Genomic DNA, 23233 nt, shown 5'->3' with positions numbered 1-23233 from the left:
CCCCCGGAGGAGGGATACGGGCCCGCGCCGTCTGTGCGGAGGCAGCCCCGCGAAGAGGTGATCAGGCGCCGAGGATCTCGCGCGCCAGCTTGGCGGTCTCGGTCGGCGTCTTGCCGACCTTGACGCCGGCGGCCTCGAGGGCCTCCTTCTTCGCCTGGGCGGTGCCGGAGGAGCCGGAGACGATGGCGCCGGCGTGGCCCATGGTCTTGCCCTCGGGGGCGGTGAAGCCCGCGACGTAACCGACGACCGGCTTGGTGACGTTCTTCGCGATGAAGTCCGCCGCGCGCTCCTCGGCGTCGCCGCCGATCTCGCCGATCATGACGATCAGGTCGGTCTCGGGGTCGGCCTCGAACGCCGCGAGGGCGTCGATGTGCGTCGTGCCGATGACCGGGTCGCCACCGATGCCGACGGCGGACGAGAAGCCGATGTCACGCAGCTCGTACATCATCTGATAGGTCAGCGTGCCGGACTTCGACACGAGACCGATGCGGCCGGGCTTGGTGATGTCGCCCGGGATGATGCCGGCGTTGGACTGGCCGGGGGTGATCAGACCGGGGCAGTTCGGGCCGATGATCCGGGTCTTGTTGCCCTTCGAACCGGCGTACGCCCAGAAGGCGGCCGAGTCGTGGACGGCGATGCCCTCGGTGATCACGACGGCGAGGGGGATCTCGGCGTCGATCGCCTCGACGACGGCGGCCTTCGCGAAGGCCGGCGGCACGAAGAGGACGGACACGTCGGCGCCGGTCTTCTCCATCGCCTCGGCGACGGAGCCGAAGACGGGTACCTCGGTGCCGTCGAAGTCGACGGTCGTGCCGGCCTTGCGCGGGTTCACGCCGCCGACGATGTTGGTGCCATCGGCCAGCATGAGCTTGGTGTGCTTCATGCCGGTGGCGCCGGTCATCCCCTGGACGATGACCTTGCTGTCCTTGGTGAGGAAGATAGCCATGGTGTTGGAGTCCCTCGTCCCTTACTTCGCAGCCGCGGCGAGCTCGGCGGCCTTGTCGGCCGCGCCGTCCATGGTGTCCACACGCTGCACCAGCGGGTGGTTGGCGTCGGAAAGGATCTTGCGACCCAGCTCCGCGTTGTTGCCGTCGAGGCGCACGACCAGCGGCTTGGTGACCTCTTCGCCCTTGCTCTTGAGCAGCGCGAGAGCCTGGACGATGCCGTTGGCGACCTCGTCGCACGCGGTGATGCCACCGAAGACGTTGACGAAGACGGACTTGACGTCCGGGTCGCCGAGGATGATCTCCAGGCCGTTCGCCATGACCTCCGCGGAGGCGCCGCCACCGATGTCGAGGAAGTTGGCGGGCTTCACGTTGCCGTGGTTCTCACCGGCGTACGCGACGACGTCCAGGGTCGACATGACCAGACCGGCACCGTTACCGATGATGCCGACCTCGCCGTCGAGCTTGACGTAGTTGAGGTTCTTGGCCTTGGCGGCAGCCTCGAGCGGGTTGGCTGCGTCCTTGTCCTCGAGTGCCTCGTGGCCCGGCTGACGGAAGTCGGCGTTCTCGTCGAGAGACACCTTGCCGTCCAGCGCCAGGACGTCGCCGGACGCGACCTTGGCGAGCGGGTTGACCTCGACGAGGAGCGCGTCCTCGGCGACGAAGGTGTCCCACAGCGTGACCATGACCTCGGCGACCTTCTCGGCCACCTCGGCCGGGAACTTCGCCTGCGCGACGATCTCGCGGGCCCTCTCGATCGTGACACCGGTGTTGGAGTCGACCGGGACCTTGGCGAGGGCCTCGGGGGTCTTCTCCGCGACCTCCTCGATGTCCATGCCGCCCTGCACCGAGGCCATGGCCAGGAAAGTGCGGTTCGTGCGGTCGAGGAGGTACGAGACGTAGTACTCCTCAAGAATCTCCGGCGCGGTCTCGGCGATCATCACCTTGTGGACCGTGTGGCCCTTGATGTCCATGCCGAGAATGTCGGTCGCCCGGGCGACCGCCTCGTCGGGGGTGGCGGCCAGCTTGACGCCGCCGGCCTTGCCGCGGCCGCCGACCTTCACCTGCGCCTTGACGACAGACTTGCCGCCCAGCCGCTCGGTCGCCTCGCGGGCTGCCTCAGGCGTGTCAATGACTTCACCGGCCAGCACCGGTACACCGTGCTTGGCGAAGAGGTCCCTCGCCTGGTACTCGAACAGGTCCACGCGCGTCCGTCCCTTTTCAGTGGTCTCGCGGTTCGTTTTCAGCGTGGGCGTGCCGCGAGGGGCAACGTGACTGCTCTGTCACAAGGAAGGCGCACACGGTTACCGAGTACGCGGCATGTCCATCTCGCAGGTTATCCCCGAGCCCCGCAGGACCCTAAATCACAGCTCACACCGAGGCGGTGATTACGGTCACAGACCGTGCTGGTGGCCGGGTCGCGGTGGACAAAACGACACGGGCCGCGACGGTGGAGCGAGGGCGGCCCGCGGCCGGGCGGCCCCACGGTCGGGACGCAGTGGTCCTGACACGGCGGGGAACCGCCCGGCCACGGGCCGGGACATACGTTCGCTGCTCCGAAGAGTCTCAGATCCCCTGGGCCGAGTACTCCGGAGCGGTGAAGGCGGCCTCCGCGTCGCTCAGGTAGGCGGGAGCGGTCGAGTCCGGACCCGCCGCTCCGTACGCCGCGTGCTCGACGGCCGGACGGGCGTCGCCGCCCGCCGTACCGACGAGACCGGCGGCGAACGGCTGCGCCTGTGCCCCGACACCCTGCGCCAGCGGCTTCACCAGGGCCGTGACGCCCTGGGCGAACGGTGTGACCGCGTTCCCGGTCAGCCCTTGGGCGAGCGGCTGCACCTCGGCGACGGCTCCCCCGGCGAACGGCTGGACCGCACCTGCCACCCCGTCGGCCAACGGTGCGACCTCGGGCGTGACGCCGTGCACGAAGGGCAGAGCGTCCTGTTCGACGACACCGTGGGCGAACGGCGAAACCTCGGAGACAACGCCCCGGACGAGGGTGCCGCCGTCCTCGAGCGCCTGGCCGACGACCGGCAGCACCGCGGATACGGCGTCGACGACCACGGGCGGGAGCACGGAGTCGAAGGTCTGCCCGACGAGCGGTCCGGCCTGCGCGAGAGCGCCGCGGGCGGTGCTCCGTGCCGTGGCCACGGCGCCGGGGACGGTGTTCTGCGCGTAGCCGGGGATCTGCTCGATCGGACCGAAGAGGTAGTCGATCGGGGCGTCGGGCGCGGTCGGGACGGCGTCGTACGTGGGGACGCCGTACGAGGAGACATCGAACCAGGGAACGTCGTAGCCGGGGAGGCCCTGCAGGTCCTGTGTCCCGTACGCGCCGGACAGGTCCTGCACACCCTGCAGGTCCGGCACGCCCTGCACGTCCGCGCCGCCGACGGCGCGGTCGACGGCGCTCCCGACCGTGCCGGTGGCGCCGGTGGCCTTCCCGTTGAGGCCGGTCACCTGCCCGGCCCGGCCGGCTGCCTCGGTGGCCTTGGAGACCGTGTCCCCGACAGCTGTCCTCGCCTCGCCGGCCGTCGTCCGCACGGTGTCCTCGAGGCCCTCGGCCCCGTCGACCCCATTGATCACATCGGTCGCGTCGGCCGCGTGATCGGGAGTGGACAGCGGGACGGAGACGGGCAGCTCGTCCGCGCTGGCTGCGGCGGTGCCGAGGGCCCACATTCCGGTGGCCGTGGCAGCGACAGCTATGGAACGGCGGATGTTCTTGTGCATGTGTGTCAGATCCTTCGCATGCGTTTCGACGGTCCGGAGCAGTCCGGACAGCGGGCAGACCTGTTCCGCCCCCGCGCGGCAGGTCGAGGCGGGGAACGGCCTGCCCTAGCCGGGGAATTCGACGATCTCGCCGGATCTGTCACGCATCGGGGCGGCGGTGGCCGGAAGACCGGCACCGCGTATGAGCCCGAAGGAGGCACCACCCGAGAACGGGACGGCGTGCTGGTCGCCGCCGCGCGGCACGTGCGTCACGGCGGTGGCGGGGCCACCGAAGCCGCCACAGGGGTCGAGCGGCACCTGCCCGGGCGCCGGCCGGTACTGCGGCACGGAGCCCTGTCGTTCCGTCCCCTTCGCGGTCACGCCGCTCAGCAGGACGGCGAAGCCCCGACCCGGGTCGGCCGCAGCGGTGTACGTGCTGACGGGACGAGGCGCGGGTGCGGCGGGGCGTGGGGCACTGCCTTCGGCAGAGCCGTGGGCGGGCGGCTCGATGGGGGAATGGGGAGGCAGCAGTCCTGTCGGCAGTGCCAACGGGTCCGGGAGCAGCCCGGCAGCCTGGCCGAGAGCCGTGCCGACGGCCTTCCCGACCAGTCGGCCGACCGGCCGGCCGAGGTCCTGGGCAGTGGCCCGCGCCGCCCCGGGGACCGGCCGGAGGCCGGAAAAGGTGGCGGAGCCCGCAGTGGCCGCAGCGGCAACGGATGGAGCAGGGGCGGTAGGGGCGGTGTCAGGCACGGCGAGCCTTTCGGCAGCCCGCGATTCCTCCGGCCGGGCGGCCGGAACGCGTGCCGCGACCGCGGCCGAGGCCTCGGTGGCGTCCGTGGCCGCTTCGGCGTCCGGAACGACTGACCGGGCGGCCGCCGCGCCGGCCTCGTGCGCAACTTCCGCCTTCACGACGGCATGTGACGGGACGGGCGCCTCTTCCGCGTGCGCCTCGGCCCCGAAGAGGACGCCCAGCGCCAGCAGTCCGCCCAGGAACAGCATCACCTGCAGCGTGCGCCGACGGCCGACCGGCCCGCGCACCGGGCGCGGGTCGGCGACTGAACGTACAACTGCTGTGGTCACGTCGGAGTGAGCCCTCCCAGAATGGCGCGGACTGCGGAGCGCAGTCCTTCGCGGGCGACGGGACGATGCTTGCACGACCCTCCCGGGTTGACGCAAGACCCTTGTTACTGATGGGTCTCCTTGTCCGGTATGGGAAGTGGCCTCTTCTCCAGTGCCGCGGCCATCACGTCCGGAAAGAGGTCGGGGGTGCACGCGAATGCCGGTGCCCCGAGCGCGCCGAGCGCCGCCGCGTGCTCGCGGTCATAGGCGGGCGCTCCCTCGTCGGACAGGGCGAGCAGCGTCACGAACTGCACACCGGACGCCTTCATCGCGGCCACCCGCTTCAGCATGTCGTTGCGGATGCCGCCCTCGTAGAGGTCGCTGATGAGGACCACGACGGTGTCGGCGGGCCGGGTGACCTGGGACTGGCAGTAGGCGAGCGCCCTGTTGATGTCCGTGCCGCCGCCGAGCTGGGTGCCGAACAGGACGTCGACGGGGTCGTCGAGCTGCTCGGTGAGGTCGACGACAGCCGTGTCGAAGACGACGAGCCTGGTCCGCAGCGTACGCATGGAGGAGAGCACCGCGCCGAAGACGGAGGCGTAGACGACGGAGGCGGCCATCGACCCCGACTGATCGATGCAGAGGATGACGTCCTTCTTCACCGCCTGCGCGGCGCGTCCGTAGCCGATGAGCCGCTCGGGGACGACCGTGCCGGCCCCGTCCCCGCCGGGAAGCAGGAGGTAGTTCTTGAGGTTGGCCCGGATGGTGCGGTCCCAGTCGATGTCGTGGTGACGCGGCCAGTTGATCTTCGCCGAGCGGTCGAGCGCGCCGGTCAGCGTGGCCCGGGTGCGGGTGGCGAGCCGCTTCTCCAGGTCGTCGACCACCTTGCGTACGACGGCTCGTGCCGTCTCCTTCGTCGTCTCGGGCATCGCCTTGTTGAGCGAGAGCAGTGTTCCGACCAGGTGGACGTCCGCCTCGACAGCCTCCAGCATCTCCGGCTCCAGCAGCAGCGCGGAGAGACCGAGCCGGTCGATCGCGTCGCGCTGCATGACCTGGACCACGGAACTGGGGAAGTACGTGCGGATGTCGCCGAGCCAGCGGGCGACGGACGGGGCGGAGGCGCCGAGTCCGGCCGAGCGCTCGCTCCCGCTGCGGCTGCCGGGCCTGCCCCCGCCGCCGTACAGCGCGTTCAGCGCACCGTCCATCGCGGCGTCCTGTCCGGTCAGGGTGCACCCGGTGGACTCGGCGCTGTCCGCGCCCAGCACCATGCGCCACCGGCGCAGCCGTTCGTCGTCCGCCGCGCCCCGCCCGGCGGCTCCCGGCCGCTCCGCGCCCGTGCTTGATCCCGTGACCGTCGTCATCCTGCTGCCCCCAGCGGTTCCATGGCGTTCTCGGCACCCTCTGCGCCCTCGGCGTCCAGTCCCAGCAGCAGCCGCACCACCGGCACCACCGCGTCCGCGCGCGCCTCGTCGAGGCCCGGGCCGAAGCCGGGTGCCGCCGTCCCGGCGGCGGTCGCCGCCGGTGCCCGGGCGGCCGGACCGCGTCGTACGAGCTCGCCGAGCGTGCGCCGTACGCCGGCTTCGTACGCCGAGAAGGTGCGGCGCAGCAGCGGGAGCACGTCGGTGAACGTGTCGGCGGGGACACCGGCCAGCCAGGCGTCGACCAGGCCGAGCAGCCGTTCGTCGTGGACAAGGAGCATGCCGCCCCCGTCGGCCCCGCCGACAAACCCCTCGATCCAGGCCGCCGCGTCGGCCGGAGGTGTGCCGGGCGACAGGGCGAGGCCCATCAGCCGTGCCGCGTCGTCCTCTTCGAGCCGCCCGTCGTCGAGGAGCAGCCGCGTCGAACGGCCCCGGATGACGCCCGCGACCGTGTCCCGGGCGGCCAGCTTGTGCAGCACGGCGGCCCAGCGCTCGCGAAGTCCGTCGGCCGGCACGGTTCCGGCGAGCAGCCCGATCGCGGTGTGGACGCCGTCCACCTTGCGGCGCAGTTCGGCGGCTCCGTCGGCGTCCAGCCCGGTGCAGGCGGGCGGCAGTCCGACGCAGATCCGCTCGGCGAGCCCGGCCGCGACCTCGCCGAGCGCCGCGGTGTCCGTGGACCGCACGTCCCCGTACCGAAGGGTGCGAGCGAGGGCGGGCAGGGCGTCGGCGAGGTGGCCGACGTCCGCGTCGAGCGCGGCGCGGTCGGCGAGGGCCCGCATCACCACGGGCAGTGCCTCGGGCAGTTCGGCGAGGAGACAGCGCTCGGCGAGCGCGGTGATCTCGGCGAGTGCGGTCGCCGAGACCGCCTGGGACCCGGCCTTGGCCGTCGCTGCGGAGAGCACGGTGGTGCCCCAGGTACCGGCCTCCGCGACCTGTACGTACAGCTCGGGTTCCCAGCGCAGCCGCCAGCTCTCCCGGAAGGTGCCGGTGCTCCCCCGCCCGGTGGCCGGTTCGCCCCAGCCGACGGCGAGGATCCGCAGCCGGTGGAGCAGCCGGCTGCGGGCCGCGTCGGTGTCCTTGCGCAGGTCGAGCTCCAACTCCCGCTCCAGCGCTTCCGGTTTGAGACGGAGCGTGCGCTGCTGTCGGGTGAGGTCACGCTGCAGGGGCACGGCAGGGGCGGTGTCCGGCACTTCGCCGAGTGTCTCGCCGACGATCAGCCGGTCCCGGACGAGCGCGAGCGGCACATCGGAGCCTTCGCACATCACGGCCCGGATCGCATCGGTCGTCTCGCTCAGCCCTGCCAGCGGGCGGCCGCGCATGGCGGCGAGGGTCCCGGCGAGCCGGACGGCCTCGATGACATGGGCGGACGACACGAACCGGTCCTCGTCGCGCAGGAGTCCGGCAACCTTCGTCATCCACCGCTCGATCGGGCGGTCGGCGACCTCGAAGAGGTGTCCGTACCAGCCTGGCGAGTCGATGCCCGCCCCGTATCCGCTGTGCCGGGCGAGCCGCCGATGCGACCAAGGCACCCAGGTCAGCTCGGCCTTGAGCTTGGGCAGCCCCTTGAGCAGGGCTCTGTCGGCGGCGAGTGTGGTCCTCGTACCGAGCGCGGGCACATGCCAGGCACCACAAACGACCGCGATGTCGTCACCGAACTCCTTCACCGCCCTGCGGAGTTGGATGCGCATGTACGCCTCGCGGACGGCGTCCCGGGGATGCCCACCGTCCCCGTACACATCGCGCAGGGCCGTCATCGCCTCGGCGAGCGCGGCGAACGGTGCCCGTGGGTCGACGGCCTCACCGCCCTGGGCGCGGTGTTCGACGACGTCCTCCCACCATCGCTCCGGGTCGTCGTATCCCGCTGTCTCGGCCAGTACGCCGATGGGGTCGATCGGGGCATGCCCGGGTGAGCATCCCGGAGCCGGCTCCCCGGCCACGCGCCCGTCCGCTTCCCCGCCCCCGTCCCTGCCCGGTTCGCGTTCCGCCGCCTGTGTCATGGCCAGGGAGTTCGCCGCGGGCAGGTCGATGAAGCGGACCGGCACGTCGTGCGCCAGCGCCCAGCGGATCGCGACCCACTCGGGCGAGAAGGCGGCCAGGGGCCAGAACGCCGCCTGTCCCGGGTCGTCCACGGCATGGGCGAGCAGCGCGACCGGCGGTCGCATCCGCTCGTCGGCCGCCAGCGGCAGCAGTGCGTCACCCTCGGGAGGCCCCTCGATGAGCACCGCTTGCGGGCGGGCGGCTTCCAACGCCGCACGGACGGCTCGGGCCGAGCCCGGCCCGTGGTGCCGCACCCCCAGCAGCAGCGGTCCGACGGGACGCGCGGCCCGGGTCATACGGATACCTCGCGGCAGGCGCGGTAGAAGTCCTTCCAGCCGTCCCGCTCCCGGACCACGGTCTCCAGGTACTCCTGCCAGACCACCCGGTCCGCCGCCGGGTCCCGGACGACCGCGCCGAGGATGCCGGCCGCGACATCGCCGGGGCGCAGCACTCCGTCGCCGAAGTGGGCGGCGAGAGCCAGGCCGTTGGTGACGACGGAGATGGCCTCGGCCGTGGACAGCGTGCCCGACGGGGACTTGAGCTTGGTGCGTCCGTCCGTCGTGATGCCGTCGCGCAGTTCACGGAAGACCGTGACCACCCGTCGGATCTCGGCCGTGCCGTCGGGCGCGGCCGGAAGGTCGAGCGAACGCCCCATCTGGTCGACGCGCCGGGACACGATGTCGACCTCGGCGTCGGGCGTGGCGGGCAGCGGCAGCACGACCGTGTTGAACCGGCGACGCAGGGCGCTGGACAGCTCGTTGACCCCGCGGTCGCGGTCGTTGGCCGTCGCGATGACGTTGAATCCCCGGACGGCCTGGACCTCCTGCCCCAGCTCCGGAACGGGGAGCGTCTTCTCCGACAGGATCGTGATGAGAGAGTCCTGCACATCGGCGGGGATGCGGGTGAGCTCCTCGATCCGCGCGGTCATGCCCTCGGACATGGCACGCATCAGCGGGCTGGGCACCAGTGCGTCGCGGCTGGGGCCGTGCGCCAGCAACTGCGCGTAGTTCCACCCGTAGCGGACGGCTTCCTCGGGTGTGCCCGCCGTGCCCTGGACGAGCAGCGTCGAGTCGCCGCTGACAGCGGCCGCGAGGTGCTCGGAGACCCAGGTCTTGGCGGTGCCGGGAACACCGAGGAGCAGCAGGGCCCGGTCGGTGGCGAGTGTGGTCACGGCGACCTCGACGAGGCGGCGCGGGCCGATGTACTTGGGTGTGATCACCGTGCCGTCGGGCAGGGTGCCGCCGAGCAGGTAGGTGGCGACGGCCCACGGAGACAGCTGCCAACGGGCGGGCCGCGGGCGGTCGTCGGCTGCGGCAAGGGCCTTCAGCTCATGGGCGAAGGCGTCCTCGGCATGCGGTCGCAGGGCCTGTACGCCGACGACGGCGGTGGTTTCGGACACGGTCATGGATCCCCCTCCAGATCGGTCGACCTGACGTGGTTCCCACCGTGCACCATGCCACTGACAATCGGCCCCGACCGCAGGTCAGGGCCGATCCAGCGGCTAGGGGCGGGGAGTTCAGCCGGCCACCGGCGAGACCGCGACGCAGCCGCCGGCCGTGATGAGTCCCTCGCCCTTGGCCTCCTTGATGACCTTGCCCTTGTGCGTGATCGAGCAGGCGACGTCGGCCCCGGTCTCGTCCAGGGCGATCGGCATGACGGCGGGCGGCATGATGCCGCGCAGCGTGACGGTCTTCCGCCACGGCAGGGTCGGGGACTTGACCGTCTCGATCTCCGGGTCCATGGCCTTGCCCCCGCCCGCGTGGAACTGGATCTCGTCGACGCTCGTACCGGTGACCTCGTAGGTGACTTCGTACGTCTCGTTCACGGCCTTGTCCACCTGATCGACGGACTCGGAGCAGGCCCCGAGGCCCACGGCGAGACCGAGGACGACGGCTGCGGAGACGGCAGTCCGGATGGTGCGGGCGTCACGGAAGTTGTGGATGCTGCGGACGGTGTGGCTCATCGGTCGATCCCCCCGGATTCAAAGGTCTTCACCTCGCAGCGAATCGCAAAGGGAGAGTAAAGTCAAGTTGCTTGCGCGAGACGAAATGGCAGGTCGGCGTGATCGTCAGTGGCGCGTTCTACCGTCGTTCCCATGCTGCTATCTCACGGGGGAGAACCCTTGCGCACCGCCGACCCGGCGGCGCGCTGGACGGTGGAGCAGGTCCTGGCCCTGTCTCCTGACGAGGCATCACGCAAGGCGGGGAGCAAGCTCGGTTCGACCGGACCGTGGTCGGGTGGCGGGTGTGACGGTTCGGGTGCGGTGTGGGGGCTGTGCAAGGGCAGCGGAAGCAAGCCGTATCAAACCGTGGTCGACACGACCGGCCCTGCGTACAGGTGCAGTTGCCCCAGCCGGAAGTTCCCGTGCAAGCACGCGCTGGGTCTGCTGCTGGTCTGGGCTTCCGGCGCATCGGCTCTGCCCGCGGGCGAGGTGCCGGACTGGGCCGGCGAGTGGCTGACGGGCCGTCGCATGCGCGCGGAGGCAAAGGGGGAGAAGGGCGGGCCGGCGGCGGGCGCCTCGACCGCGGGCCCGGCCGACCCGGAGGCCGCCCGGCGGCGCGCCGAGCGCCGGGCCGAGCGAATCACCGGCGGTGCGCAGGAGTTGGAGCAGCGGCTGATGGATCTGCTGCGTGGCGGTCTGGCGGCGGCCGATCAGTCGGGCTACGGGCTGTGGGAGGAGACGGCGGCCCGCATGGTCGACGCGCAGGCGCCGGGGCTCGCGGGCCGGGTCAGGGAGTTGGGGGCGATCCCGGCGTCCGGCCCCGGCTGGCCGGCGCGGTTGCTGCAGGAGTGCGCGCTGCTGCATCTGCTGGACACCGCGTGGCTGGGCATCGACCGGTTGCCGGAACCGCTGGCCGCGACGGTCCGTGCGCGGGTGGGGCTGACCTCCCCCGCCGGCGGTCCCCCGGTCCGTGACCGGTGGCTGGTCCTCGCCCAGTACGACACCCCGGACGGCAGGATCGTCACGCGTCGGATCTGGCTGTACGGCAAGGACTCGGGCCGCACCGCGCTGCTGCTGTCCTTCGGGGCGGCCGGGCGCTCACCGGGTCAGGCCCTGCCGGTGGGCGTCACGCTCGACGCCGAACTCACGCCGTATCAGGGGGCCGGGCAGCTGCGGGCGGAGCTGGGCTCGCAGTTCGGTGCGCCGGTGCCGTCCGGCACTCCCCCGCAGGGCTCCACGACCACAGCCGCGGCCGCCGCGTACGGGCGCGCCCTGCGGGACGATCCCTGGCTGGAGTCCTGGCCGGTGACCCTGCGCGAGGTCATACCGGTGCCGTCGGGCGACGGCTGGCAGTTGGCGGACGCGGCAGGCGGTACGGCCCTGCCCGTCGCCCCGGCGGCGCTGTCCCGGCCGGGCCTGTGGAAGCTCGTCGCGCTGTCCGGCGGCGCGCCCCTCACGGTGTTCGGCGAATGCGGCCACCGCGGCTTCGACCCGCTCGCCGCCTGGGCCGATGGCTCGGACGGCGGTGCGGCCGAGACCGTACCGCTCATCTGACCGTTCCTGGGCGGTGGGCAGGAGTGAGTCCTGGCTCACCGGTACACCCCGAACGGTCCTGGGCGCACTGGTCCTCCGCTTTCGCGTCCCGGTCGGCGACGCACATCCCGTATGCGGTCCGTCCCGGGCGGGCGGAATCCCTACGACCCGGCCATACGGGTGTGGCCGGAGGCGACGGGGAGACCCGAACCATCACTCCGGTGACACCGGGGCCCCGACCGCTGACGCCACACCCGGCGTCCCAGATCGCACCAGGAACGGTACCCAGACCTCACCTGGCATACCCGCAGCTCGTCACACCGCTCACCCCATCGTGTTCATGTTCGCCACAACGATGCACCTGCCCAGCACTTGTGAACCCCTCGAGGAGGACCGATGTCCAGTACAACCATCCCGTGGGAAGAGCTCGTCACCTCGGCGTTGCTCGGCACCGACCGCCGACCGTCCGCGACGGGCGGCGATCGGGGGCCGGTCGCGCTCCTGGACGCGGCGGCGCTCCACACCGTGCGGCGCAGAGCCGGACTGCTGCCCGCGCCCGCGGCCGCCCGGCCGGGGACGGCGTCCGCCGACCCCCGGCCACCCCTGCCGCCGGCCGCGCGGCGCAGACTCGCGCAGCTGCTCGCCGACCGTTCCGCGCCCGGCGGTACGGGCGGCCGTCGCGGCGCCGCACCGGATCTCACCGAGCTGATCCCGCAGTGGCTGACCACCGCCGGTCTGCACGGCTACCGGGCTCCCGCGGCGCTGCTCCCGGCATTGCTGGACGCAGCCCGCGCCCGTACCGACCTGCGGCCGCAGGCCCTGGCGTTCGCCGGGCCGCGCGGGCTGTGGCTGGCCCGGCTGAATCCCGAGTGGAAGTTCGCGCTGCGCGGCTCGTCCGGCGGCGCGCTGCTGCCCGAGGTGATGGACCCGGAGGCGGTGCGCCGGCTGTGGGAGGAGGGCCTGTTCGCCGAGCGCGTCGCCCTCCTCGGGGCCGTACGCGCGCATGATCCGGGGAGCGCGCTCGCGCTGCTGACCAGCACATGGCCGACGGAGCGTGCCGAGGACCGGCTGATGTTCGTGGACTCGCTGCGTACGGGGCTGTCCGGTGCGGACGAACCGTTCCTGGAGCAGGCGCTCTCCGACCGCAGCCGCAATGTCCGCGCGACGGCTGCCGAGCTGCTGTCCGCGCTGCCGGAGTCGGCGCTGGCCGGGCGGATGGCGGCCCGTGCGGCGTCATGCGTGAACCCGGACCTGACCGCCCGTTCCGCGTCCATCGCCGTGGAGGCACCGCATGAATGCGATGCGGAGATGCAACGCGACGGCGTGGTCGCGGCGCCACCGTCCGGCCGGGGCGAACGGTCCTGGTGGCTGGGCCAGTTGGTGGAGTCGGCCCCGCTGTCCACCTGGCCGGCACGGTTCGGCGGGCGTACGGCGCAGGAGATCGTCGCCCTGCCCGTCGCCGACGGCTGGGGCGAGGAACTGCACGCGGCGTGGTGCCGGGCGGCGGTGCGGCAGCGGGCCCCGGAGTGGGCCCGCGCGCTGCTCGGCGCCCCCTCCGTACCCCCGTCGCACGGCCGCGGTACGACGTCGCTCGCCGAGCGGTCCAAGCTCCTGGCCACCCTGCCCGGCGCGGAACGGGCCGCGTGGGTGGCCGGCTTCATTGCCGCACACGGGCTGTCCGAGGCGTTCCAGCTCCTGGGGGTCTGCACGGTTCCGTGGGCGGACCCGCTGGGCCGATCGGTCGTCGACGCACTCGACATCGCCCGCGACGCGGGGAGTTATCCGTGGAGCTTCAGCGGCGTGATGGGCCTCGCCGAGCGCTGCCTGAACCCGGCGGAGGCGGACCGCCTGGAGGTCCTCACGACGACACCGGACGAGCCGGAGGGCGCGTCGCCGGGAGCCGCCGGTTACTGGTCGGAGGCGTTCCAGCGCCTGGTCTCCACCCTCCGGCTGCGCGCGGCGATGGAGGCGGAGCTGATGCCGGTGGCGGTGTAGGGGTGCGGTGGCGGTGTAGGGGTGCGGTGGCGGTGTAGGGGTGCGGTGGCGCCGACGGCGGGCTGCGCCGCCTGCGCCACGCTGCGTCCTCGATCTCCCATGGCCTCGAGGGCATGGGGAACCCCCTCGACGGACTCGGCCTCGCACCGGGCCGGCGATCGAGGACACAGGGCACCGACGGGCGAGCTCCCCGGCCCGCCCGGGTCAGACGTCCGCGGGCTGGCGGACGTTGGCGTTCACCCAGTCGACGATCGAGCCCGTCGTCGCACCCGGAGTGAAGATCGCCGCGACGCCCAGCTCCTTCAGCGGTGCGATGTCCGCCTCCGGGATGATGCCGCCGCCGAAGACCTTGATGTCCTCCGCGTCGCGCTCCTTCAGGAGCTCGATCACCTTGGCGAAGAGCGTGTTGTGCGCGCCGGAGAGGATCGAGAGGCCGATCGCGTCGGCGTCCTCCTGGATCGCGGTGTCGACGATCTGCTCGGGCGTCTGATGGAGCCCGGTGTAGATGACCTCCATACCGGCGTCACGCAGCGCCCGCGCGATCACCTTCGCCCCGCGGTCATGGCCGTCGAGGCCCGGCTTGGCCACCACCACACGGATCGGACCGGTCACACCCATCACTGCCTCCACATGCGTCTCCCGTACCGGAAAGGGCCGGGGATGTGAACGAACGTTATCGACAGCATCCCGCAAGCCGCCGTTTCGCGGTGGGCCGGGAGGGGGAAATCACATCTGGGACATGTTCGCCAGGCCCCGTTCCCGCATCCGCGGCACACCTGCGGCGCGGGCCACGGAGGCAAGGGGAGCCGCTATGAGGTCGCCGTACCACCGCGCCGTCAGCCGCACGGCACGGTGGTACGGCTCGTCGGCAGGTGGTCCGACCAGCCACCCGCGCCTCCGCCGCGGCACCCCATGAGGGCATACGGGGACGTGAGCCGCCTCCCGTGCGCCGAAGCAGGAGGTCGGCCATGAAGGTCCTGCCTTTTCTTCCGCCACTGCTGCGCCAGTCCTGTCCGCGCCGCACCTGGCTGTCCTCGGCACTGCTGAGAGCCACCGCGCTGGACCTGATCGTGCTCGTCGGGCACGTGGTCCTCTACCCCTCGGGCATGACCGGGGAGCGGCGGGACGCGACGCCCCCGCCCGAACAGCCGCCCACCGCACCGGCCGGAACCCGGGCCCTGCCCATCGAGAGCCCCGAGCGGCGGCCTGTCGTGCTCCTGCACGGGTTCATCGACAACCGCTCCGTCTTCGTCCTGTTGCGCCGTTCCCTCGCCCGGCACGGCTGGCACCATCTGGAGTCCCTGAACTACTCACCGCTGACCTGTGACATCCGCACGGCCGCCGAACTTCTCGGCCGGCATGTCGAGGAGATCTGCTCCCGCACCGGTGACCACGAGGTCGACATCGTCGGCCACAGCCTCGGCGGCCTGATCGCCCGTTATTACGTGCAGCGACTCGGCGGTGACCGTCGGGTCCGCACCCTGGTCACGCTCGGTACCCCGCACGGCGGCACCGCCGTCGCCCCGATGGCCAGCGCGCACCCGATCGTGCGCCAGATGCGCAGTGGTTCCGCCCCGATCGAGGAGCTGCGCCGCCCCGCGCCCGGCTGCCGCACCCGGTTCGTGAGCTTCTGGAGCGAACTGGACCAGGTGATCGTCCCGGTCGAGGCGGCCTGCATCGACCATCCGGACCTCGATGCGCTGAACGTGCGCGTCACCGGGATCGGCCATCTCGCACTGCCGGTCCACCCGGCGGTCGCCGCCGGGATCCGGCAGGCCCTGGAGTCCCCGGAATCCACCACCGGACTCATGGGAACCACCTCGGTGGCCTGAGGGACCGGAGTCCCTCACGGGCACAAGGCCGCCACGCCGTGCCGGGGGCATACCCCGGGCACCATGGCTGCCCGGAGTGCGCTCACAAATAGAACGCGTTTCGAACATAGAGCCAAGGCTCTGTGCACAGTCCGCCGAAAGACGGCCGATTGCCCGTTTCCTACGGGCCCGGAACCTGAGGAAGATTGTCGCCGTCACGTACTGCCGGGTACAGTCGCGGCCACTGCTTTCCCCCTGGGATTCCCCCACCGGACCCCAGACCCAGGTCCTGCTGCCGAGGCGAGAGAGAAGTTGGTGAACGACCAGCACCCCTACGCCGGGTATGTCGGTTACGACAGCCACTCCACGGGCAGCTTCGACAGCGACCCGCTCTTCGGCTCCCTCCCTGGCAGCCACGACGGCACGTACGGCACCACCGGCTACAGCAGCGGCTACGACACCGGACAGGCCGGATACACCGGCCAGTACGACTCGACCCAGTGGGACACCGGCGCGCATCACACCGCCACGTACGACCCCTATGCCGCGTACGGGACCCAGCATCCGCAGCAGTACGACACCACCGCGGCCTGGATGCCGGAAGCCCCGGGCATCCCCGCGCAGGGCGGCGCTCCGGACGCGTCGGGCCAGTGGGACACCAACGGCTGGCACCAGAACGGCTCGTGGGCGACGACCGGGACGGCCAACTACGACACCGGCGCGTACGACGCCACCGCCTGGAACACCGGCGCCACGCCCGAACACGAACAGCAAAGCGTGCAAACCTCGCAGGAGTCGTACGAACCCGAACAGGCCGCGTACGAGGTGTACGAGGACCAGGGTTCCTACGCTCCGTACGAGCAGTACCGGCCGGACAGGACCGCGATGCCCGCGGAGCCCGCAGGCATCGCCGGGACCTCCGAGTTCGGCGTCGCCGACCTGGACCTCGACGCCGATGCGGAAGACGCGACGGATCATCCGGCGGACCACTCCGCCGGTATCCCCCGCCCCGCGAGCCGTCCCGTCACCCGCAGCGGCAGCGGCAGCGGCAGCCGCCGGCGCCGCACCCCCGCCAGGCGTTCCGCTCTTCTCACCGTCGCCGTCCCCTCCGCCTGTGTGATGAGCGTCGCCGGTATCGCCGCCGCCTCCGTCGGCGGACTCGGCAGCGGCGAGGACACCAAGGACGACACCACGTCGATGGCGGCCGCCGACCCCGGCAACGTCAAGCCGGTCGCCGCCAACAACCAGCTGGACACCCTGTTCGCCAACCTCAGCGCCGACGCCGAGAACTTCGCCGACCGCGCCAGCCGCACCCAGGAACGCATCGACCTGAGGGAGCGGCAGGCCGCCGAGAAGAAGAAGCGCGAGGAGGAGGCCGCGCGGAAAGAGGCGCTGCGGCCCAAGTTCCTCCTGCCGGTCAAGCAGCACGGCCTCAGCGCCTACTACGGCCAGGCGGGCGTCAACTGGATGTCCGTGCACACGGGCATCGACTTCCCCGTCTCGTACGGCACTCCGGTGATGGCCGCGACCGACGGCACCGTACGCACCCAGTGGAACAGCGCCTACGGGAACATGGCCGTCGTCACCATGGCCGACGGCACCGAGACCTGGTACTGCCACCTCAGCAGCACCAGGATCCGCTCGGGCCCGGTCAAGGCCGGTGACGTCATCGCATACTCCGGGAACTCCGGCAACTCCACCGGCCCGCACCTGCACTTCGAGGTCCGGCCCGGGGGCGGGGCGGCCATAGACCCACTGCCCTGGCTCCGCAGCCACGGCGTCAACCCGACCTGAGCGGCAGAGCCCGGCACAGCGCGAGTCCCGCCCGCCGACAAAGGGCGGGCACCAGCGCCCGCCCCGTCGGCTCTAGAGCTTCTCCACCGGCGCGTACCGCAGCAGCAGCTTCTTCGGCCGTTCGTCCCCGAAGTCGACCGTCGCCTTCGCCTGGTCGCCGATCCCCTCGACCGCCGTCACCGTGCCGAGCCCGAACTGGTCGTGCGTGACCCGGTCCCCGACCACCAGCGTGACCGTCGGCTTGTCCGAGGTGCGACGGGTCGCGAAGCCCGAGGGGCCCGAGCGGGCGCGCGACGACGACAGCGACGACGTGATCCCCGACGTCGGTCCGGCCGGGGCCGCCATCGGCCCGGTCCGCTTCCACTCCAGGTGCTGGTCCGGGATCTCCTCCAGGAACCGCGACGGCGGGTTGTACGAGGGCTGACCCCACGCACTGCGCATCGCCGCCCGCGTCAGGTAGAGCCGCTCACGGGCACGGGTGATCCCGACGTACGCGAGGCGCCGCTCCTCCTCCAGTTCCTTGACCTGTCCCAGGGCCCGCATGTGCGGGAAGACCCCGTCCTCCATGCCGGTCAGGAACACCACCGGGAATTCGAGCCCCTTGGCCGTGTGCAGCGTCATCAGCGTGATGACGCCGGAGCCGTCCTCGTCCTCGTCGGGGATCTGGTCGGAGTCGGCGACGAGCGCGACCTTCTCCAGGAACTCGGCGAGCGTGCCCGTGCCCGCACCTTCCTCCCCGGCGGACTCCCCCCGCTCCTGCTCGAATTCGAGCGCGACGGCGGCGAGTTCCTGGAGGTTCTCGATCCGCGTCTCGTCCTGCGGGTCCGTGGACGCCTGGAGCTCGGCGAGATAGCCGGTCCGCTCCAGCACCGCCTCCAGCACCACGGCGGGGCCCGCGCCGGACTCGACGATCGTGCGCAGCTCCTCCATCAGCGTGTTGAACCGCTTGACGGCGTTGGCCGAACGGGCCGCCATGCCGTACGCCTCGTCGACGCGGCGCAAGGCCTGCGGGAACGTGATCTTCTCGCGCAGCGACAGGGCGTCGATCATCGCCTCGGCGCGGTCACCGATACCGCGCTTGGGCACATTGAGGATGCGGCGCAGCGGGACGGTGTCCTCGGGGTTGGCGAGGACCCGGAGGTAGGCCAGGATGTCCCGGACCTCCTTGCGCTCGTAGAAGCGCACGCCGCCGACGACCTTGTAGGGCAGGCCGACGCGGATGAAGATCTCTTCGAAGACGCGGGACTGCGCGTTCGTCCGGTAGAAGATCGCGACGTCGCCGGCCTTCGCGTCGCCCGCGTCGGTCAGCCGGTCGATCTCGTCGGCGACGAACTGCGCCTCGTCGTGCTCGGTGTCCGCGACATAGCCGGTGATCCGGGCACCCTCGCCCGCGTTCGTCCAGAGGTTCTTGGGACGGCGGCTCTCGTTGCGCTCGATGACCGCGTTGGCGGCGGAGAGGATTGTCTGCGTGGAGCGGTAGTTCTGCTCCAGCAGGATCGTCGTCGCGTTCGGGTAGTCCTCCTCGAACTGGAGGATGTTGCGGATCGTCGCGCCGCGGAAGGCATAGATCGACTGGTCGGCGTCACCCACGACGCAGAGCTCGGCGGGGGCGTCGGCCTCTCCGGCCGGGCCGACCAGTTCGCGTACGAGCGTGTACTGCGCGTGGTTGGTGTCCTGGTACTCGTCGACGAGGACGTGCCGGAAGCGGCGGCGGTAGTGCTCGGCGACGTCGGGGAACGCCTGGAGCAGATGGACCGTCGTCATGATGATGTCGTCGAAGTCCAGTGCGTTGGCCTCGCGCAGCCGGGACTGGTACATCGCGTACGCCTGGGCGAGCGTCTTCTCGAAGCCGTCCCCAGCCTGGCCGGCGAAGGTCTCCTCGTCGATCAGCTCGTTCTTCAGGTTCGAGACCTTGGCCGTGAACGACTTCGGCGGGAAGCGCTTCGGGTCGAGGTCCAGATCGCGGCAGACCAGGGCCATCAGCCGCTTGGAGTCGGCCGCGTCGTAGATCGAGAACGACGAGGTGAAGCCGAGCCGCTTCGACTCGCGGCGCAGGATCCTTACGCACGCGCTGTGGAACGTCATGACCCACATGGCGTTGGCGCGGGGTCCGACGAGCTGCTCGACGCGCTCCTTCATCTCGCCCGCGGCCTTGTTGGTGAAGGTGATCGCCAGGATCTGGCCGGGGTGCACGCCGCGCTCGGCCAGCAGGTGGGCGATGCGGTGGGTGAGCACCCGGGTCTTGCCGGAGCCCGCGCCGGCGACGATGAGCAGCGGCGATCCCGCGTGCACGACCGCGGCGCGCTGCTCGGTGTTCAGCCCGTCGAGCAGCGCGGCGGAGTCGATGGCGGGACGGTGGGCGCCGTCCCGGTAGTACGCGTCCCGAGGCGGCGGGGGCACGTCGAAGACGCCCGCGAAGAGGTCCTCCGGCACCGCTTCGGGTGCGGAGTCCTCGGGGGGCGGCGGGGGTTCTTCCTCCGAGTGCTGGAGGCCGGCCAGGAAACTGTCGTCAAAGAGGCTGCTCATCGCCTCACGAGTCTAGGGCGACGCACCGACACTCTGCGGCCGCATGGGAAAGCGCGGCCGGAAGGTGCCACGTACGGAGAGCGCGCACCCACGCCCCGTAAGGAATTCGGGGGCCGGACCACCCCCTCCGGCCCCTTTTCACCAAGGTCACGAAAACGTATCGGGCATTTCGAACATCAACCTTCACAGCGGCACCACGGTTGGCTAGCGTGCTCCGTCGGGCGGCCCGTCCCCCCTTGAGGCGATCCACGCCGAGCGGGCCCCCACGCCGAATCCGGGCTGCCCACAGAGGGGTTCGGAACCGGGGACCCGCACGCACAACCGGGGTGAATCGGCCCGTATCCCCACGCGGACCGTAGGGCAGCCTTCCGTTCCGCCCGAACCCGACAGCTAACCCGGTAGGCGGTCCACGGAAGGAGATGCCGGCTTTGGCATCGCATCGCAAACCGCGCAGCCGGGTACGCACCACCAGCCCCGCCGTCGGGCTCACGACAGCCGCCCTGGCAGGGGTGACCCTGCTGTCGACCCAGAGCGCCACGGCCGCCCCGAGCGCACCCAAGCCCAGCATCGAGGACGTACAGAAGAAGGTCGACGACCTCTACCGGCAGGCGGGCACCGCGACCCAGCATTACAACAGGGCGAAGGAGGCCTCCGCCACGCAGCGCGGCAAGGTCGACGCCCTGCTGGAGGACGTGGCCGAGCGCGCCGACAAGCTGAACGAGGCGCGCAGGACGCTCGGCAACTACGCGGCCGCGCAGTACCGCACCGGCTCCATCGCGCCGACCGCCACCTTCTTCCTGGCCGACGACCCGCAGTCGTACTTCGACCAGAACCAGCTGATGAACCGGATGACCGCCCAGCAGCAGAAGGCGGTCACGGACTTCCGTACGCAGCAGGCAGCGGCGGCGAAGAAGCGCGCCGAGGCGGTGAAGAGCCTGGAGACGCTCACCGAGTCCCAGGCCACGCTCCGGACCAGCAAGCGATCCGTCCAGAAGAAGCTGGGCGAGGCGCGAGCGATGCTGTCGAAGCTGACGGCCGAGGAGAAGGCGCGGCTCGCGGCACTGGAGCGCGAGAAGGAGGCGGAGGCCAAGCGCAAGGCGGAGGAACTCGCCCGTCGGCAGGCCGCCGCCAAGGCCGAGGCGGACCGCAAGGCCGCGGAGGCGGCGAAGGCGGCCGGCTCCACCGGCGATACGGGGACGGACACGGGCACGGGGACCGGGACCGGGACCGGATCGGACAGCAGCGCCACCACGAAGGCCGAGAAGGTTCTCGCCTTCGCCCGCGCCCAGATCGGCAAGCCGTACGTCTGGGGAGCGACGGGCCCCTCCTCGTACGACTGCTCAGGGCTGACCCAGGCCGCCTGGAAGGCGGCGGGCGTCGACATCCCCCGCACCACCTGGGACCAGGTGGAGATCGGCACCCGGATAGCCACGGTCGACCTGCAGCCGGGCGACCTCGTCTTCTTCTACGACGACATCAGCCACGTCGGCATCTACAAGGGCGACGGCATGATGATCCACGCCCCGAAGCCGGGGGCGAACGTCCGCGAGGAGTCGATCTACTACATGCCGATCTACGGCAGCGTGCGCCCGGCGTAGCGCCCGGCCTGCGTGCGGAAGTGATCCCCTGCCGGATCCGGCGGGGATCACTTCCGCACGCGGACGGTCCGGCTCAGGTCCAGAGCGTCGCGATGAAGATGTTGGCGACCGTCAGCCCGCCGACCGCCGCGAAGACGCCCTTCTCGGCCTTCTCCTCGTCCCGCTTGACGTAGACCAGCGCGAGAATCACCACCAGGACCGCCAGCTTCACGCCGATCTTGATGTTGTTGACCGGGTGGTCGTCGGCCTGATTGAGCCCGACCAGCGCGACACCGGTGACCAGCATGGTCAGTGCACCGTGCAGCATCGCCGGGACGAAGCGTGCCGTGCCCGCGCCCATCGCCTTCATCTGGGTCAGGAAGCCGCCCAGGAGGGAGGCGATGCCGATGATGTGCAGCGCGACGAAGACATTGATGAGTACGTCCATGAGGCCGCAGCCTAGCCGTGGCCATATCACCCCTCTTCGGCGCGGTGGGGACTCCTTGGCATTTCGCTTGCATCTGTACCAATTGCCTGACTCTGGTGTAATTTTCCAGTCACCCAACGACAACACATTGCCAAATTCGGGCAATAGCCGTCATTGCGACTCTTCCCCACGCCCCGGGCCTAGCGTCCCTACAGGTGGCCGACTTCACCGCCGCTCCGCACCCGGACGGCAGCCCGGTCACCCCGCCGAGAAAATCCGGCGGCGGACCGCTCCCCCTGTTGGCGTCCCGCCGCCGGACCTCAGCGGCCCGCCGGTAGGCCCCGACGGGCAGTCGACGCAAGGAGCCCCGCCCCGTGGCAGCGCATCGGAAACCCAGGCAGCGCCCGCACACCGGCTCCGCCGCCCGCACCGCCGCCGCCCTCGCCTTCGCCGGGGCCGCGACCGCCGCCGCCCTGCCCGGCTCCGCGCACGCCGACCCACAGCCCACCCCCACCCGGACCAAGGCCGAGCTGGACCGGCTGTACCACGACGCCGAGGTCGCCACCGAGCAGTACGACGGCGCGAAGGAGAAGGCGACCGCCGCAGCCAAGGCCCTCAACGCACTGCGTGACGAGGCCGCCCGCAGAACCGAACGCCTCAACACCTCCCGCGACGCACTCGGTTCGCTCGCCGCCGCGGAGTACCGCACCGGCGGCCTCGACCCCGCCGTGCAGCTGGCGCTGTCCTCGGACCCCGACCAGTATCTGCAACGGGCCTCGTACGTGGACCGGGCCGCCGACCGCCAGGCGGCCGAGGTCTCCCACGTGCAGCGGCAGGTCACCGAGATCGCCCAGCTGCGCACGGAGGCGAAGGACGAGCTGGCGGCCCTCACCGCCCGACGGGCCGAACTGAAGAAGCACCGGACGACGGTCAGGGCCAGACTGGCCGACGCCCGGAAGCTCCTGGACACCCTCTCACCCGCGGAGCGCGCCGACTACGAACGCTCCGGCACCGCCCGCGCCGCCGCCCGCGCCGATCGCAGCGCCCCGCGCTCAGGCGCCGCCCAGGCCCCCAACGCCCGCGCCGCGGAGGCCATCGCATTCGCCTACGACGCGCTCGGCAAGCCGTACGTGTGGGGCGCGACCGGACCGTCCTCATTCGACTGCTCGGGGCTGACCCAGGCCGCCTGGCGCTCCGCCGGCGTCTCCCTCCCCCGCACCACATACACCCAGATCAACGCCGGCCGGCACATCTCCCGCTCCGAACTCGCCCCCGGCGACCTGGTGTTCTTCTACTCCGGGATCAGCCATGTCGGTCTCTACATCGGCAACGGGCAGATGATCCACGCACCGCGCCCCGGAGCGCCGGTCCGCTTCGCGTCGATCGACGACATGCCCTTCGCGGGAGCGACCCGGGTCGCATAGGATCCCTCGCTCCGCAGTTCGCGGTCCTGCGTCCGGAATCCCA

General features: G+C 71.5%; 17 protein-coding genes and 1 riboswitch. Of the genes, 6 read left to right on the top strand and 11 right to left on the bottom strand.

Features of this window, described 5'->3' with window-relative positions; all coding sequences use genetic code 11:
* Window positions 1-61: 61 nt before the first annotated feature.
* The 8 genes from sucD to AB0I23_RS04630 all read right to left on the bottom strand — a co-directional run bounded on the left by sucD (window position 62) and on the right by AB0I23_RS04630 (window position 10124).
* Window positions 62-946 (bottom strand): succinate--CoA ligase subunit alpha, encoded by an 885-nt coding sequence (sucD, locus tag AB0I23_RS04665; RefSeq protein ID WP_359106757.1) that lies wholly within the window; start codon window positions 944-946, stop codon window positions 62-64.
* A gap of 21 nt (window positions 947-967) precedes the next feature.
* On the bottom strand, window positions 968-2149 hold the full coding sequence (gene sucC, locus AB0I23_RS04660; protein WP_359106755.1) for an ADP-forming succinate--CoA ligase subunit beta: 1182 nt from the start codon (window positions 2147-2149) through the stop codon (window positions 968-970).
* A gap of 361 nt (window positions 2150-2510) precedes the next feature.
* On the bottom strand, window positions 2511-3668 hold the full coding sequence (locus AB0I23_RS04655) for a hypothetical protein (RefSeq protein ID WP_359106753.1): 1158 nt from the start codon (window positions 3666-3668) through the stop codon (window positions 2511-2513).
* Between the two features lie 105 nt (window positions 3669-3773).
* On the bottom strand, window positions 3774-4727 hold the full coding sequence (locus AB0I23_RS04650) for a hypothetical protein (RefSeq protein WP_359106751.1): 954 nt from the start codon (window positions 4725-4727) through the stop codon (window positions 3774-3776).
* 104 nt (window positions 4728-4831) lie between these two features.
* Entirely contained in the window at window positions 4832-5974 is a 1143-nt protein-coding gene (locus AB0I23_RS04645) for a VWA domain-containing protein (protein WP_436846872.1), read from the bottom strand.
* A gap of 89 nt (window positions 5975-6063) precedes the next feature.
* Window positions 6064-8457: a DUF5682 family protein gene (locus AB0I23_RS04640; protein ID WP_359106747.1), complete on the bottom strand. Its 2394-nt coding sequence runs from the start codon at window positions 8455-8457 to the stop codon at window positions 6064-6066.
* Entirely contained in the window at window positions 8454-9566 is a 1113-nt protein-coding gene (locus AB0I23_RS04635) for an ATP-binding protein (protein ID WP_359106745.1), read from the bottom strand. The genes AB0I23_RS04640 and AB0I23_RS04635 overlap by 4 nt, the downstream gene beginning before the upstream one ends.
* 111 nt (window positions 9567-9677) lie before the next feature.
* Window positions 9678-10124 carry a hypothetical protein gene (locus AB0I23_RS04630; RefSeq protein ID WP_359106743.1) on the bottom strand — a complete coding sequence of 149 codons (447 nt, stop codon included), beginning with the start codon at window positions 10122-10124 and terminating at the stop codon, window positions 9678-9680.
* Between the two features lie 132 nt (window positions 10125-10256).
* On the opposite strand from AB0I23_RS04630, the gene AB0I23_RS04625 reads away from it, so the two are divergent.
* Both AB0I23_RS04625 and AB0I23_RS04620 read left to right on the top strand, forming a co-directional pair.
* Window positions 10257-11657, top strand: a complete 1401-nt coding sequence (locus AB0I23_RS04625) for an SWIM zinc finger family protein (protein ID WP_359106741.1) — start codon at window positions 10257-10259, stop codon at window positions 11655-11657.
* A 375-nt stretch (window positions 11658-12032) separates the two neighbouring features.
* Window positions 12033-13631, top strand: a complete 1599-nt coding sequence (locus tag AB0I23_RS04620; protein ID WP_359106739.1) for a DUF5691 domain-containing protein — start codon at window positions 12033-12035, stop codon at window positions 13629-13631.
* 204 nt (window positions 13632-13835) lie between these two features.
* On the opposite strand, the gene AB0I23_RS04615 is transcribed toward AB0I23_RS04620, so the two are convergent.
* Window positions 13836-14249, bottom strand: a complete 414-nt coding sequence (locus AB0I23_RS04615; RefSeq protein WP_359106738.1) for a cobalamin B12-binding domain-containing protein — start codon at window positions 14247-14249, stop codon at window positions 13836-13838.
* A 350-nt stretch (window positions 14250-14599) separates the two neighbouring features.
* On the opposite strand from AB0I23_RS04615, the gene AB0I23_RS04610 reads away from it, so the two are divergent.
* Both AB0I23_RS04610 and AB0I23_RS04605 read left to right on the top strand, forming a co-directional pair.
* The gene (locus tag AB0I23_RS04610; protein ID WP_359106736.1) at window positions 14600-15463 is read left to right on the top strand and encodes an esterase/lipase family protein; all 864 of its coding nucleotides are present in this window, start codon (window positions 14600-14602) and stop codon (window positions 15461-15463) included.
* Between the two features lie 294 nt (window positions 15464-15757).
* Window positions 15758-17236 carry a M23 family metallopeptidase gene (locus AB0I23_RS04605; protein WP_359106734.1) on the top strand — a complete coding sequence of 493 codons (1479 nt, stop codon included), beginning with the start codon at window positions 15758-15760 and terminating at the stop codon, window positions 17234-17236.
* 72 nt (window positions 17237-17308) lie between these two features.
* Here AB0I23_RS04605 and pcrA read toward each other — a convergent pair whose 3' ends face one another.
* Window positions 17309-19762, bottom strand: a complete 2454-nt coding sequence (pcrA, locus tag AB0I23_RS04600; protein WP_359106732.1) for a DNA helicase PcrA — start codon at window positions 19760-19762, stop codon at window positions 17309-17311.
* Window positions 19763-20018: 256 nt separating this feature from the next.
* Window positions 20019-20183, top strand: a riboswitch (cyclic di-AMP (ydaO/yuaA leader).
* On the opposite strand from pcrA, the gene AB0I23_RS04595 reads away from it, so the two are divergent.
* A complete protein-coding gene (locus AB0I23_RS04595; protein ID WP_359106730.1) occupies window positions 20182-21360 on the top strand; it encodes a C40 family peptidase in 1179 nt (392 codons plus the stop codon). (Overlaps the previous riboswitch by 2 nt.)
* Window positions 21361-21433: 73 nt before the next feature.
* Here AB0I23_RS04595 and AB0I23_RS04590 read toward each other — a convergent pair whose 3' ends face one another.
* Window positions 21434-21787, bottom strand: coding sequence for a hypothetical protein (locus AB0I23_RS04590; protein ID WP_359106728.1), 354 nt, complete (start codon window positions 21785-21787; stop codon window positions 21434-21436).
* A gap of 353 nt (window positions 21788-22140) precedes the next feature.
* Between AB0I23_RS04590 and AB0I23_RS04585 the strand changes: the two genes are divergently transcribed.
* On the top strand, window positions 22141-23190 hold the full coding sequence (locus AB0I23_RS04585; protein ID WP_359106726.1) for a C40 family peptidase: 1050 nt from the start codon (window positions 22141-22143) through the stop codon (window positions 23188-23190).
* The last annotated feature ends 43 nt before the right edge of the window (window positions 23191-23233 follow it).

The sequence above is a fragment of the Streptomyces atratus genome (genome assembly GCF_040655115.1).
Taxonomy (GTDB): Bacteria; Actinomycetota; Actinomycetes; order Streptomycetales; family Streptomycetaceae; genus Streptomyces; species Streptomyces atratus_D.
The sequence above is the reverse complement of the archived record's forward strand: the minus strand, read 5'-3'. Positions and strand labels throughout refer to the sequence as shown.